Below are 14,606 nucleotides of genomic sequence, written 5' to 3'. Positions count from 1 at the left end.
TTTTATTATTTCTTAAAATAGTACTGCCCGCGTTTTCGGGTGATTTTGCCGAAGTTAATGGCGTGGGTAGGGCAGTAATGATAACAAGCCAAACATGAAGTACATCGTCCGTTGTGATTCCACTCGGGCGGTGTTCCTGTTATATTATCTACAGGACACACTTTCTGACATTTGCCGCATTTGATACACGCATCAGCATCAACCGTAAACTTCTTGTCGTTCACCATCCGCGCGTTGAAGTATGCGCCAATCACATACGAGTAGAGTCGGGGAGTGCTGCCTTTCTCCAGCTCCTCTATGCCTGTTTGCCTCTCGCGTATACATTCTATAATATGTGGCAACTGTTTTCGGGCTTCTGCAATCTTGGCTCGCTCCTTCTCCTCGGTATCTGTATACATAAACGGCAGACAGACATACGATTCGGGCATAATCACGCTGAACACCGCCGATGCCACCATAGGTTTTCCGCCGCATTTCAGTTTGTCGTTCGCTGCCAGCTCCTTATTCAGTATCGTCATCGCCTCGCCCATATTATCCCCACAAGTAGTCACCGCCCAAACATGGGTATTAGTTTCCCCTCCTGAGTAGGAGGGGCTAGGGGTGGTCTGATCAATCTTCAGCTTTCTAATGAATTCACTAACAATCCTAGGCGGCTGCCACCCATGCGTAGGAAAGCAGAAACCAATACTCTCATTGAGAGCAATCGAAAACTCGTACCGATTATCTCGAATAGCATCAGGAATAAACACCAGCTCCTCGCCGATGCCAGCAGCTATCTGCTCGGCCACAAACCTTGTATTACCAGTACCGCTAAAATAGAATATCATACCTCAAAGTTTATAGAAAAAACTTCTGGAACTCGCTTTCAAAGTTAGGAGTCAGCACATCTTTCCCGATGGCTTGGCGTATCTCGTCGAGAGTCCAGAATCTGCCGCCGTTCAGCTCCTCGGCCGATGGCGTTACAGGTCCGTCATAGGTAGTGCGATGCACATATACTAGCTCCTTTTCGCGTTTGCTTTCAAACACGTATTTGCCTATGCGCTCTGGCTTAAAGTCTGTGATACCCAGCTCCTCGCGCACTTCGCGTACCAATGCCTGTTCGGGCTCTTCGCCGTAGTCAATATGTCCGCCCACGCTGGTGTCCCACTTGCCAGGCTGTATGTCCTTCCAGTCAGGTCGGCGCTGCAGGTACACCTCGCCTTTGCTGTTAAACACATGCAGATGCACCACAGGGTGCAGCAACTTCGATCCGCTGTGGCACTCACCGCGTGTAGCCTCACCAATCACGCGCCCCTCCTCATCTACTATCGGAAACTTCTCAAAACTATTATCTTTCATATCGCCCGCAAAGGTAATCATACTTTCGATAATTCCTTGTCCTTTTTATTTATTTAACTCATAGAAATGGTCTTAAAAGGGCGTTTTGTTGCCTAACTAGATAACAATTGTTCCCTAACTAGGGAAATTTTGTTGCCTAACTAGAGAACAAAAATGACTCATTTTGGCTTGAAAAACAAAACTCTCAGTCAAAAAATGGGATTAAAAGCCTGTATTTTTTGCATTTGAGGCCTTTTAGAGGATTAGTATGACGGGCGTGGATGAAACTGGAATATTGTATCTTGTTGATATTCAGTCCTTTAGATGAGTGTTGAGAAGGAAAGCGTTCCAATTCCAGTTATTCCAGTTTGTTTCTTGAAATCGAGTTCTGTTAAATTCTATTAATTATTATATATAACTATCTATATATCAATTAGTTATATATATATTATAAGGATAATGCCCCTTCATTTTTTTTATTGGAATAACTGGAATTGGAATATTTCTGCTTTAAAAAGTTTGGATGTTTCATAGAATAATCATAACTTTGCACCCGAAATGAGAAAGTGGGTAATGATAGTAATGTTGTGTTGCTGTGCTTGCGCTGAGGCGCAGGAACAGCGCGATGTGCTGATGCCCGACACAACTTTCTCGTTGCCACCGCTTACTTATCGGGGCACTATAGCCACTTATCCCTATATAGGCAGTATGTTTACTGGTCTGGGTAATTGGGATCTGCATCCCGGGCTGAATGCGTCACTATCGGCATCGGCCATCTTCGGACTTGGAAAGAATTCGGGTAGCGGCTTTGCTAATAGTGTGGCGGTGATGTATGCTGGACAATTGATGCCAAAACTCTCGTTCTCTATTGGCGGATACTCGAGTTTTCTGGACTGGGGCCGACATCAGATGAAGGACGCCGGACTGACGGCGATGCTGAACTACCGCTTCGACGAGCATTGGGAGGCTGCCGTATTTGCGCAGAAGTCGTTGATGCAACCGCGAATGCCCCTACAGCAGATGTGGTGGCTGGGTAGCGACTTCGGCGATAAGATAGGTGCATCGGTAAAGTATAATATCAATCCGCACTTCAGCGTGCAGCTGAGTGTGTGGGATCAACGTAACGGATGGGATAACAGATGGTGAAGCGATATTTTATAACACTTAGCTACGACGGCACTAACTATCACGGATGGCAGGTGCAGCCTAACGGTATATCGGTGCAGGGCGAACTGCAACGGGTGCTGAGCACGCTGCTGAGGCGTGAGATAGCGATTACTGGGGCAGGGCGTACTGATGCAGGGGTGCATGCACGAACCATGGTAGCCCACTTTGATTATGAGGGCGAATTGGACTGCAAGCAGCTGGCGTATAAGATGAACAGAATGCTGGCGGGGGATATCTCGATCAGAAAGATAGAAGAGGTGTCGCCCGAGATGCATGCGCGATTCTCGGCTACTGAGCGTACTTATCATTACTATATCCATACGCGCAAGGATCCGTTCTTGAAGGCATACTCGTGCGAGATTCACTATCCGTTGGATTTCGAGGCGATGAATCGTGCCGGACAAATATTGATGGAGTACGAGGACTTTGGCGCTTTCTGCAAGGCGCACTCTGACGTAAAGACCACATTGTGCCACGTGACTCGTGCTGAGTGGATTCAGACGGGCGAGTATGAGTGGTACTTTGTGATTTCGGCCAACCGCTTTCTTCGTAATATGGTTCGTGCCGTGGTGGGTACGATGATCGACGTGGGGCGTGGACGATTGACGCTGGATGGACTGCGCGCCGTGATTGAAGGCAAGCAACGCAGCGATGCGGGCGACTCGATGCCGGGCAACGCGCTGTTCCTGGAAAATGTAGTATATTAAATTATGGCCTACGGGTTAAAATAAAGTTTTAGGATAATGTGGTTAATATTAGCATTTATGTCGGCGGCTTTGTTGGGCTGCTATGATTCGTTGAAGAAACAGGCCTTGAAGGCTAATGCCGTGATACCGGTTTTGTTTCTGAATACCTTGTTTTCGAGCATCATCTTCCTGCCGTTCATCGTACTGAGCGGTACTACCGACGTGCTTGATGGCGGCATGTTTCATGTGGCCAGCGGCGGTTGGGAGATGCATAAGTATATTCTGCTGAAGAGTCTGATAGTGCTGTCGAGCTGGATTCTGGGCTACTTCGGCATGAAGCACCTGCCCCTGACGATTGTGGGGCCTATCAACGCCACTCGCCCTGTGATGACGCTGGTGGGAGCGCTGCTGGTGTTTGGCGAGCGCCTGAACCATTGGCAATGGATTGGTGTGCTGCTGGCCATCGCCTCGTTCCTGTTGTTGAGCAAGAGTGGTAAGAAGGAGGGTATCGACTTTAAGCACGATCATTGGATATATATGATTGTAGGTGCTGCGGTGCTTGGCGCCGTGAGCGGACTATATGACAAATTCCTGATGGCTCCGGTAGAGAGTGGGGGCGTGGGACTGGACCGCATGATGGTGCAGTCGTGGTATAACATCTATCAATGTTTTATGATGGGTGCTATGCTGATGCTGTTGTGGTGGCCTAAGCATAAGGAGACAACGCCGTTCCACTGGTCGTGGTCGATAGTGGGCGTGAGTGTGTTTCTGTCGACAGCCGACTTTATGTACTTCTATTCGCTCAGTCTGCCCGAGGCGATGATATCGATTGTGTCGATGATTCGTCGTGGAAGCGTGATTGTAAGCTTTATGTTTGGTGCGATGTTCTTCCATGAGAAGAACCTCAAGGCCAAGGCCTTCGACCTGGCGCTGGTACTGCTGGGAATGGTGTTCCTGTATATAGGTAGTAAGTAAGGGGAGTTAAAGGGAATAGAAGAGAAGTGAAAGGGAAGTTAAAGGGACAATAGCTTTACTGTTGGTAATGTCCTTTTAACTTCCTTTTCACTTCCCTTTAACTTCCTTTCCATTCCTCCTTTTCTTCTTTGTTGTAAAGAGATCGCGAATGCCGTTGAAATCCTTTTTCATGATGAGGCCGATGCCTTGGGTGTTGAGCGATGACTTGGTGAAGTAGCGATCGTTAGTCTGGTTATACACCTTGAGGGCCAGGTTGCCATTGGGGTAGAGCAGGTACTGCACATCGAAGTCGCCAATGAACGACGGCGTGGCCTGAGTGGCATTGTCGCGATAGCCGAACTGACCATTGATGAGCAGTCTGTTATTCAGCATTCGTCCGTTTATAATACCCTCATATTCAGCATTATGCCATCCTTCATTTCCAGTAGAGATGTTAGCTCCGAAGTTCCAGTTGTCGTTCTTGATAAACTGGTTGATGAGCGTGTTGATTTGCGATGAAAGCGTACCAGAAAGGAAGCTCTGCATGGCCAGCGTGGTCTGGTCGGTGCGTTCGTTGCTGCCGCTGTTGTTAACGCCCTGATTGTAGAATCGGCCGATGGCTAGCAGGTAAACTACCTGCTGGTTCATCTCCTGCTGACCGTTGATGATAGAGCGTACCATCTGTTGCTCATCGGCATTCACGGTAGGCATCTCGAGGTCGAAGTCAACCCTTGGTGCTGCAGGCTGTCCGCTGATGTTCATCAGACAGTTTACGCGGATAGTGTTGTTGGTAAACGAGTTGCCGATGTTCAGGTCGCTCAGACTTACGCCATTAACTGTATATACGGCTTGCAGATTGAGTGCGGCCTGATAAGGATCGCCACCAAAAACAATGGTTCCACCGCGATTAAATGTGAAGTTCTTGCGGATGATGTTCTGGATGGTGATGCCATAGGTGCCGTGATCAACGGTGTAAGTGCCGAACATATTGAACGAGCCCTTGTTGTGGAATGATGCACGCAGCGAACCGTTGCCGTAGAGCGTGATGTAATCCTTGGTGTTCTGGTCCATGAGTAGCTTGACGGCTGCCGATGGATTGGCGTTTATCTGGAAATTGATGTAGATATCAGTATCGTCGGCGCGCGATGTCGCGCGCTCGGCAGAACTCGATATACTAGCCTTGCTAGACATGCTAGTATTATTATTCTCCCAGGTGATGAACTCCTGATTGCTGATGGCATCGGGGCTGGCGGCGTTATACACGAATACCGTGCCGGGCTGGGGGGTGACGTTGCAGTTGATGATCACGTCGTTGCCATGACCGCTGATAGATACATCGCCCGAGGCATAGACGGTGCCGTAGAAGGTTGACTCGCCGAAGTCGGTGAAATCGTAAGCCAGCAGGTTGTCGGCCCTTACAAAGAGATCGTAGCTCAGGTTGGTCAGGTGCTCGTGGTGGATACCGCCCGAGAGTGTGCCCTCGCTACCCAAGGCATCGACAATTCGCATGTTGTGGAGCTCGATTTCATCGGGAATCATGATAACGGTATCTCTTACCAGTTTATAGGTGGTGTTCAGCGGCGTTACGGTGGCCTCGCCATCTACAATCAGCTTTCCAGTCAGGTTGATGTTGTCGAGCGTGCCTGACAGGCGCACCTGACCTTCGCCCTGGCCTGTAATGCTGCTCAGGAAACTCTTGGTGAAGTTATGCATGAACTCGATGCTGGTGCCGTCGGCGCGGATGCCCAGATCGATGGTGTTGTGTACGGGCGATACGTAGCCGTCGACAAATGTCTTGGCCTCGGATCCATCGTTGGCTACGGCGTGGATGTCTATCTGCTGTGCCTCGTGGTTCCAGTTAGCCTTGGCGTGCAGCACACCCATGCGCCCGCGTTCGAACTTGAATTCATTGACGTTGAGATCGGCATTTGCCTTGAATTCATCGAACAGCTGCCAGGCGCGGGCCTTGCCCGTAGCCTTGCCGCTGAACTCTACGCTGTGGAAGTTCACCAGGTCGAGGATATAGCCCACCTCTACCTCGCGCAGGTCGACGGTAAGTGAGTCGGTCTCGTTTTTAGAGGCGATTCCATCCACGATGATATGCTGGCTGCCGTGGTGTACTGCAAAGTGGTCTACCAGCAGGAACTTGTCGCTGTAAAGCACGTCGGATGGCTCTACATTCCAGCCTTCGCCACGCAGAATGATGTGCGATGGCATGATGCGCAGGTGGGCCTCGGGCTTATTGGCTACATTATGGTATAGCTGCATGATGGTGTTCAGTTGGCCGCTCATGCGCTCGCTGGCGTCGTGATTGTCCCACAGAATCGATGTGGTGAGGTTGTTGTTAGCCGCATGGGCCGAGAGTCCAAGGTCTAGGTGCTGGCCGTTATCCATCAGCTTCTGTATGCTGACGTTGCAGCGCATGGTGTCGGCAGGCGATGAAATGTTGATATATCCGTCGCTGTACCACGAACCGTTATAAGCAAACGAGGGCAGGTCGCCATTCAGATACAACTCGCTGGTAAAGTCGTTGACGCGGGCTTGTAGCGTTACAGGCTGGCGCAGCTGTACGTCGATACCCAACAGGCGGCGCATCCAGTCGCTCTTGCTCACCATCAGTCGCATCACAAAATTGTTGTTGGCCTTGGTGCTTGTTGCGGGCAGACCAGGCAGAGTAGGGAGCTTAGACTTCAGCAGATTGGTAAGACTGGCTGCCAGCGTGCTGTAGTCGAACTGACCTCTCAGCTCGGCATCGGCAAAATCGCTCTTGATGGTCAGATAATGAATACCGTTTTCGCGACCAGTGGTGATGTTGAGGTTGTCAAGACTATAGGCAGGATGATTCTCTGTTGCCGAAATATGGAACTTGCTCAGGCGGATATTGCCCTGGGCATCGTTCAGGTTGCGAGCAGCCATATCGGCATCCAGCTGTCCGCTGATGGTTACATCGCCCCACTTGTCGGTTAGGTGAATAATCAATGGGTCTATCTTTGATATTGATGCTTGTAACTTAATGTTGTTCAGTTTGTTATGACTGATTTGTTTGTCTGATAGTTCAGTGTGGATTTGCGCCTCGAGATGTGGGTCGTTGATGTCGAGATTGGCATCGACGATGCCCTTCTTGTAACCTCCGTTAAGTGTCAGATTGTGGTACGAATAGCCCTTGTAGTCCAGTTGGCTGATGGTGCCTTCTACGTTTACATCGGGCTTCTGGCCCTCATTCAGCTTTCCGTTCAGTTTGAGGGTTGAGGTTAGCTTGCCAAGATTGTTGTCGCCCAGAATCTTCTGCAGGTTCAGGGCGTTGATGTCTATGGTGCCGCCAAACGTCTGGTCGGCAGCCAGATTCATAGCTACCGTAGCATCGCCAGCGCCTGTATGGATGTCGCTCTGCAAGGTACCGGCGCCCTGCTTGTCGCGATTGCAGCTGCCTGATATCTGTACGTTGCCAAGCGTGGCGAGCTGCGATGGAATCTGCGGAAATGCCTTTGAGAGCAGATTAAGATAGCCCTCGGAAACGGCAACGTGGTTAAGCTGCAGATTCCACGATGGACGCTGCTGCCAATTACTGATCCAGCCATTAGCGTTGATGTCTAAATCGTGCCCGGCTGATGATACCAGCAGGCTGGGGGTATACACTTCGGTGTTGGACCCCTTGAAACTTGTGGCTATAGAAATGGGATTCTTAAAATCCTTTAGTATAGGAACGAAACAACTTAGTTCTGAGGGGGTTATACGCGCTTCTGAAATCTTTCCGTAGTAGTCTATCGAACCCTTCTGCAGTCCGTTATCGGTTAGTAGATAGCTGGCATGGAGACTGTCTATCTGTACGCGCGACTGGGGTAGCTCTACCCACAGATTCTCCAGTTGCGACTGCTTGCGCCCGGCTGCCAGATGGAATTTGATACGCTTTACCGTGAGTCCGCTCTGCTCCTTAAACTCCAGGCGCTTTACATTCACGTTTAGCGAGTCGTCTGTTAGCGTACGCAGGTTGATATGGGCACTCAACCCCTGAACTTTCAAGTGTTGTGGGTTGAATACCTCGGGCGTGCGGGGCTGGTCCAGCTGGTCGTAAGTCAGGCTTGACCGGCGTATGATGAGCGATTTGATGCGCAGATCGAGTGGGTTGTGGCTGGTGGTGTCCTTTGATGCCAGCGAGTCGAGCGCAAACTGGAAGTTGGGCTTGCTCTGTGCATCTGCCTTATATAAAAGGAAATGTGCGCCAAACAGTTGTGCCGATGAGATGGATATTTTTCCGTCAAGTAGCGGCCAGAGTTCCAAACGTACCGACAGGCGGCCTACTTGCAGCATCTCTTTCTGCTGCTGGTCAAGTATCTTTACGTCGTCGATAATGATGCGGCTAAACAGTCCCAGATCCACTCGCCCGATACTTACTTGGGTGCCGAGTTTATCTGAAACAGCCCTTGCAATTTTGCCTCCAATGAAGCGTTGAGTCTGCGGAATATATGATACAGCCATAAGTGTCACATTTAGCAATATGACACCCCAAATTGTCAAACTAATAAATCGTTTAAGTAACTTCACGAGGCAAAAATACGACAATTTGTCCGGATTTGGGCATTTTTTTTCCATTATTTGTTATTATGTGGCATTTTTTTAGTAATTTTGCACTCGATTCGTGCAACTATTCTATAATTTCTGATATAAATGGCAAATGTGATTAAGTTACGCAAAGGCTTAGACATTACCCTTGAGGGCAAGGCCGAGGAGAAGAAAATCCAGCTGAAATCGAATGGCAAGTTTGCGCTTGTTCCAGATGATTTTGAGGGTGTAACTCCAAAGGTTGTTGTCAAGGAGGGCGATAAGGTCAAGGCCGGGGATGCCTTGTTTATTAACAAGCAGTATCCTGAAGTGAAGTTTGCCTCGCCAGTAAGCGGTACAGTCCGCGAGGTGGTGCGTGGTGAACGTAGAAAGGTGCTCTGCGTAAGAGTGGATGCCGACGAGAAGCAGGAGTTCGTTGACTTCGGCAAGAAGGATGTCGGCACGCTGACGGGCGAGCAAGTTATTAACGCATTATTGGAAGCAGGTCTTTTTGGTTACATCAACCAGTTGCCTTATGCTGTGTCTACCAACCCAAGTGTCCAGCCTAAGGCAATTTTTGTATCTGCCCTGCGCGACAAGCCTCTGGCATGCAACTTCGAGTATGAGGTAGCTGGACAGGAGCAGGACTTCCAGGCTGGTATTTCGGCTCTGTCGAAGATTGCCAAGACCTATCTGGGCGTGGGTGTAGGTTCAAAGCTTGAAGGCGTGAAGGATGCCGAGATTACCGTATTCGACGGCAAGTGCCCTGCAGGTAACGTAGGCGTACAGGTAAACAACATCGACCCTGTGAACAAGGGCGAGGTGGTTTGGACTATCGGCGATCCTACCGTTGTGCTGTTCATCGGCCGCCTGTTTAATACTGGTAAGGTTGACTTGCGCCGTACAGTAGCCCTGTGTGGTAGCGAGATTAAGAACCCTGCCCACGTTGATATGCTGGTGGGCGAGGAACTGTCAACTCTGCTCAGCAACAGCTACGATGCCGGCAAGAGCGTTCGTATTATCAATGGTAACGTGCTGACGGGCCGCCCAACTACCAAGGACGGATTCCTGGGGGCTCACACCAGCGAGATAACCGTTATCCCCGAGGGTAACGATGCCGACGAGATGCTGGGTTGGATTCTGCCTCGTTTCAAGCAGTTCTCTGTTAACCGCAGCTACTTCTCTTGGTTGTGTGGCAAGAAGCAGTACGCTCTCGATGCCCGCGTGAAGGGTGGCGAGCGCCACATGATTATGAGTGGTGAGTACGACAAGGTGCTGCCTATGGACATCTACGGCGAATACCTGATCAAAGCTATTATCGCTGGCGATATCGACCGTCAGGAAGCGCTGGGTATCTACGAGGTAAGTCCTGAGGATTTTGCTCTGGCAGAGTTCGTGGATAGCTCTAAGCTTGAGTTGCAACGCATTGTACGTGAAGGTCTTAACATCCTCCGTAAGGAGAATGCGTAATGTTTAATGTTTAACGTTTAATGTTTAATAAAAATGTCAGCATTAAGAAATTATCTCAATAAGATAAAGCCGAACTTTGAAGAGGGTGGCAAGCTTCATGCCTTCCGTTCTGTGTTCGACGGCTTTGAGACCTTCCTCTATGTGCCCAACGACACAGCGAAGGCTGGAGGCGTGAATATTCACGACTCCATCGACTCGAAGCGCATTATGAGTATGGTGGTTATCGCCCTGATGCCCGCCATGCTGTTTGGTATGTATAACATCGGCTATCAGAACTATCTGGCAGCAGGCACACTCGCAGGCGCAAGCTTCTTCGAGATCTTTGCTTACGGCTTCTTGGCTGTTCTGCCTAAGATTCTGGTGAGCTACATCGTAGGTCTGGGCATCGAGTTTGCCTGGGCACAATGGAAGGGCGAGGAAATCCAGGAGGGTTACCTTGTTTCAGGTATCATTATTCCGCTGATTATTCCTATCGGTTGTCCGCTGTGGATGCTGGCTCTGGCCTGCGCATTCTCAGTTATCTTCTGTAAGGAGATATTCGGAGGTACGGGTATGAACATCTTCAACCCTGCTGTTGCAGCACGTATGTTCCTGTTCTTCGCTTATCCTTCGAAGATGACTGGTGATACCGTTTGGGTGGCTCAGAATTCTATCTTCGGTTTGGGTAACGACCTGCCCGATGGCTTTACAGCAGCTACACCACTCGGTCAGCTGGCACAGAACATCACTCCCGATTCGTCGATTCTCGATATGGCCCTCGGTTTCATCCCAGGTTCAATCGGTGAGACATCGCTCGTGGCTATCGCTATCGGTGCTGCTATCCTGCTGTGGACAGGCATCGCCTCTTGGCGCACCATGCTCAGCGTGTTCGTGGGTGGTATCGCACTCGCCGTACTGTTCGAGCAGACTGGTCAGGGCATGACATGGTGGCATCACCTGGTAATGGGTGGTTTCGCATTCGGTGCCGTGTTTATGGCTACCGACCCTGTTACATCATGCCGCACAACCACAGGTCAGTACATCTACGGATTCCTGATTGGTGCTATGGCCATCATCATCCGTGTGCTGAATGCCGGTTATCCTGAGGGTATGATGCTCGCCATCTTCTTTGGTAACATGTTTGCTCCTACTATCGACCACTTCGTTGTGGAGCGCAATATCTCTAACCGTTTAAAGAGAGGAGGTCGCAAATGAAACTGAATACAAACTCTAACGCGTACATTATTATATATAGCGCGGTAATGGTGGTTATCGTAGCCTTCCTGCTGGCATTTGTCTATCAGGCCTTGAAGCCTATGCAGGATGCTAACGTAGCACTTGATGTGAAGAAGCAGATTCTCTACTCGCTCAACATCCGCAATCTGGATGGTGCCGAGGCCGAGGCTAAGTATGCCGAGGTGGTAAAGACCGAGAAGGAGGACGAGAATAATGGTCAGAAGGCCTATGAGTGCCAGATTGATGGTAAGAACGTTACTGTAGTTAGCCTGAAGGGTATGGGCCTTTGGGGGGGCATCAGCGGTTATCTTGCTATCGACGAAGAGGGCAAGGTTTACGGCGCCTACTTCAACCACGAAGGTGAGACCGCTGGTCTGGGTGCCGAAATCAAGGACTCTCAGGCTTGGCAGGAGAAGTTCATCGGCAAGAAGATCTGGGACGAGAACGGCAACGTAGTACTCTCAGTTGTTAAGAAGGTTGAGGATCCCGCTACTCAGGTCGACTGTGTAACTGGTGCAACCCTTACTTCGAATGGTGTTGACGCCATGCTGAAGGACGGATTGAAAGGTTTCCAGACCTATGCTATCGGCCGAATGCTCGAGACTGTTGCAAATACTGATTCAACTAAAGTAGTGGAGGAATAAACTATGGCATTATTCAGTAAACAAAATAAGGAGGTTTTTACAAACCCATTAAACGTCGACCATCCTATCCTTGGACAGGTGCTGGGCATCTGCTCGGCATTGGCTGTTACATCGCAGCTTAAGCCTGCCATCGTAATGGGACTCGCCGTTACTGTGATTACCGCTTTCTCTAACGTAATCATCTCAATCATCCGCAACACTATCCCTAACCGCATCCGTATTGTGGTTCAGCTGGTAGTTGTGGCTGCTCTTGTAACTATCGTTTCTCAGATTCTGAAGGCTTTCGCTTACGATGTGAGCGTTCAGCTGTCGGTATATGTAGGATTGATCATTACCAACTGTATCCTGATGGGTCGCCTCGAGGCGTTCGCCATGCAGAACAAGCCTTGGCCTTCGTTCCTCGATGGTGTAGGTAACGGTCTGGGCTACGCTATGATCCTGGTGATTGTTGGTGCCGTTCGCGAGTTACTGGGCCGCGGCAGTCTGCTGGGCTTCCAGATTGTACCCGATGCCTGCTACGACTTCGGTTACGTTAACAACGGTATGATGACGATGCCAGCCATGGCGCTGATTCTCGTGGGATGTGTGATTTGGGTTCATCGTGCTTACTTTTATAAGGAGAAATAAGATATGGAACACGCAATATCATTACTATTCAGGTCGATCTTTGTCGACAATATGATCTTCGCCTTCTTCCTCGGCATGTGCTCTTATCTGGCTGTGTCGAAGACTGTGAAGACTTCGCTGGGACTGGGTCTCGCTGTGACATTCGTGCTCACCGTTACCGTTCCCGTTAACTATCTGTTGCAGACCAAGGTGCTGGGCCCCGACTGTCTCGTTGAGGGCGTCGACCTGAGCTACCTGTCGTTTATCCTCTTCATCGCTGTGATTGCCGGTATGGTGCAGCTGGTTGAGATGACGGTCGAGAAGTACTCTCCATCGCTCTATGCAGCGCTGGGTATCTTCCTGCCTCTGATTGCCGTTAACTGCGCTATCATGGGTGCATCGCTGTTCATGCAGCAGCGCATCCTGATGGATCCCAGCAACTCGCAGGCCATCACCTCTATCTGGGATGCCATCATTTATGGCTTCGGCTCGGGTATCGGTTGGGCGCTGGCCATCGTTGCCATGGGTGCCATCCGCGAAAAGATGCAGTATTCTGATGTTCCCAAGCCCCTGCAGGGCCTCGGTATTGTGTTTATCACCGTGGGCCTCATGGCTATGGCGATGATGTGTTTCAGCGGACTGAACATATAGTAATTAAGAGTTAAGAATTAAGAATTAAGAAATATGGCTCAGTTTATAGCATATAGTATAGGGGTTTTCCTCTTGGTGATCATCCTGCTGGTGATTATCCTGTTGGTGGCTAAGAAGTATCTCAGCCCCAGCGGCAACGTGAATATTACAGTAAATGGCGATAAGGTGCTCAACGTGCCACAGGGCAACAACCTGATGGCTACCCTGAACCAGAACGGCATCTTCCTGCCTTCAGCCTGTGGCGGTAAGGCCAGCTGCGGACAGTGTAAGGTACAGGTGTTGGAGGGCGGCGGCGAGATTCTCGACTCTGAGAAGCCTCACTTCACCCGCAAGCAGATCAAGGACCATTGGCGTTTGGGCTGCCAGTGCAAGGTGAAGGGCGACCTGAAGATACACGTAGACGAGAGTATCCTCGGTGTTAAGGAGTACGAGTGTACCGTTATCTCTAACAAGAACGTGGCTACCTTTATCAAGGAGTTCAAGGTACAGCTGCCTGCTGGCGAGCACATGGACTTCCTGCCAGGTTCGTACGCTCAGATCAAGATTCCTAAGTTCGATTGCATCGACTACGATAAGGATATCGATAAGAGCCTGATTGGCGACGAGTATCTGCCCGCATGGGAGAAGTTCGGACTGTTCCCACTCAAGTGTAAGAATCCCGAGGACACCATCCGTGCCTACTCAATGGCTAACTATCCAGCCGAGGGTGATGTGTTTATGCTTACCGTACGTATCGCTACACCTCCATTCAAGGCCGACCGCAGTGGCTTCATGGATGTTAACCCTGGTATCGCTTCGTCTTACATCTTCTCGCTGAAACCAGGCGATAAGGTAATCATGAGCGGACCTTTCGGCGACTTCCACCCACACTTCGACTCGAAGAAGGAGATGATTTGGGTTGGTGGTGGTGCCGGTATGGCTCCTCTGCGTGCTCAGATCATGCACATGACAAAGACGCTGCACACCACCGATCGCGAGATGCACTACTTCTATGGTGCTCGCGCGCTGAACGAGGTGTTCTATCTCGAGGATTTCCTGGGACTGGAGAAGGAGTACCCCAACTTCCACTTCCACCTGGCACTCGACCGTCCAGACCCTGCAGCCGATGCAGCTGGCGTAAAGTACACACCAGGATTTGTTCACAACGTGATGTTCGAGACCTATCTGAAGGACCACGATGCTCCCGAGGATATCGAGTACTACATGTGCGGTCCTGGCCCAATGTCGAAGGCCGTTGTGGGCATGCTCGACTCTCTCGGCGTAGATCCCGAGTCAATCATGTACGATAACTTTGGTGGATAATCATTAGGTTTATCCCCTCTGATAATAAGATAAGTGTAGTAACTAAATGGTTACT

12 protein-coding genes are annotated in these 14,606 nt (G+C 50.0%); 9 read left to right on the top strand and 3 right to left on the bottom strand.

All coding sequences use genetic code 11. The features are described 5' to 3' along the window. Positions 1 to 5: 5 nt before the first annotated feature. Positions 6 to 827, bottom strand: a complete 822-nt coding sequence (locus BUB86_RS13085; protein WP_073210262.1) for an EFR1 family ferrodoxin — start codon at positions 825 to 827, stop codon at positions 6 to 8. Between the two features lie 10 nt (positions 828 to 837). Further along, positions 838 to 1,338: an NUDIX hydrolase gene (locus BUB86_RS13080; protein ID WP_073210260.1), complete on the bottom strand. Its 501-nt coding sequence runs from the start codon at positions 1,336 to 1,338 to the stop codon at positions 838 to 840. A 537-nt stretch (positions 1,339 to 1,875) separates the two neighbouring features. On the opposite strand from BUB86_RS13080, the gene BUB86_RS13075 reads away from it, so the two are divergent. Genes BUB86_RS13075 through BUB86_RS13065 form a run of 3 tightly spaced genes read left to right on the top strand, consistent with a single transcriptional unit; the run spans position 1,876 to position 4,145 of the window. Further along, a complete protein-coding gene (locus BUB86_RS13075) occupies positions 1,876 to 2,463 on the top strand; it encodes a hypothetical protein (protein WP_139261621.1) in 588 nt (195 codons plus the stop codon). Beyond that, entirely contained in the window at positions 2,460 to 3,191 is a 732-nt protein-coding gene (gene truA / locus BUB86_RS13070) for a tRNA pseudouridine(38-40) synthase TruA (RefSeq protein WP_175549507.1), read from the top strand. The genes BUB86_RS13075 and truA overlap by 4 nt, the downstream gene beginning before the upstream one ends. A 36-nt stretch (positions 3,192 to 3,227) precedes the next feature. Continuing rightward, positions 3,228 to 4,145: a DMT family transporter gene (locus BUB86_RS13065; protein WP_073210254.1), complete on the top strand. Its 918-nt coding sequence runs from the start codon at positions 3,228 to 3,230 to the stop codon at positions 4,143 to 4,145. An 87-nt stretch (positions 4,146 to 4,232) separates the two neighbouring features. Here the strand turns inward: BUB86_RS13065 and BUB86_RS13060 are convergent, their stop codons facing one another. After that, a complete protein-coding gene (locus tag BUB86_RS13060; RefSeq protein WP_175549506.1) occupies positions 4,233 to 8,600 on the bottom strand; it encodes a translocation/assembly module TamB domain-containing protein in 4,368 nt (1,455 codons plus the stop codon). Positions 8,601 to 8,789: 189 nt separating this feature from the next. Between BUB86_RS13060 and BUB86_RS13055 the strand changes: the two genes are divergently transcribed. The 6 genes from BUB86_RS13055 to nqrF are packed head-to-tail and all read left to right on the top strand — an operon-like array spanning position 8,790 to position 14,551. Further along, positions 8,790 to 10,133 (top strand): Na(+)-translocating NADH-quinone reductase subunit A, encoded by a 1,344-nt coding sequence (locus BUB86_RS13055; protein ID WP_073210250.1) that lies wholly within the window; start codon positions 8,790 to 8,792, stop codon positions 10,131 to 10,133. A 33-nt stretch (positions 10,134 to 10,166) separates the two neighbouring features. Further along, on the top strand, positions 10,167 to 11,327 hold the full coding sequence (locus BUB86_RS13050; RefSeq protein ID WP_073210248.1) for an NADH:ubiquinone reductase (Na(+)-transporting) subunit B: 1,161 nt from the start codon (positions 10,167 to 10,169) through the stop codon (positions 11,325 to 11,327). Between the two features lie 2 nt (positions 11,328 to 11,329). Beyond that, positions 11,330 to 11,992 (top strand): FMN-binding protein, encoded by a 663-nt coding sequence (locus BUB86_RS13045; RefSeq protein WP_081373254.1) that lies wholly within the window; start codon positions 11,330 to 11,332, stop codon positions 11,990 to 11,992. 3 nt (positions 11,993 to 11,995) lie between these two features. Continuing rightward, a complete protein-coding gene (locus tag BUB86_RS13040) occupies positions 11,996 to 12,619 on the top strand; it encodes an NADH:ubiquinone reductase (Na(+)-transporting) subunit D (RefSeq protein WP_013065051.1) in 624 nt (207 codons plus the stop codon). A gap of 3 nt (positions 12,620 to 12,622) precedes the next feature. Further along, a complete protein-coding gene (gene nqrE, locus BUB86_RS13035) occupies positions 12,623 to 13,249 on the top strand; it encodes an NADH:ubiquinone reductase (Na(+)-transporting) subunit E (protein ID WP_073210240.1) in 627 nt (208 codons plus the stop codon). 33 nt (positions 13,250 to 13,282) lie between these two features. Further along, positions 13,283 to 14,551 (top strand): NADH:ubiquinone reductase (Na(+)-transporting) subunit F, encoded by a 1,269-nt coding sequence (gene nqrF, locus BUB86_RS13030; RefSeq protein ID WP_073210238.1) that lies wholly within the window; start codon positions 13,283 to 13,285, stop codon positions 14,549 to 14,551. Positions 14,552 to 14,606 lie beyond the last annotated feature (55 nt).

The sequence above is a fragment of the Xylanibacter ruminicola genome (genome assembly GCF_900142525.1).
Taxonomy (GTDB): Bacteria; Bacteroidota; Bacteroidia; order Bacteroidales; family Bacteroidaceae; genus Prevotella; species Prevotella ruminicola_A.
The sequence above is the reverse complement of the archived record's forward strand: the minus strand, read 5'-3'. Positions and strand labels throughout refer to the sequence as shown.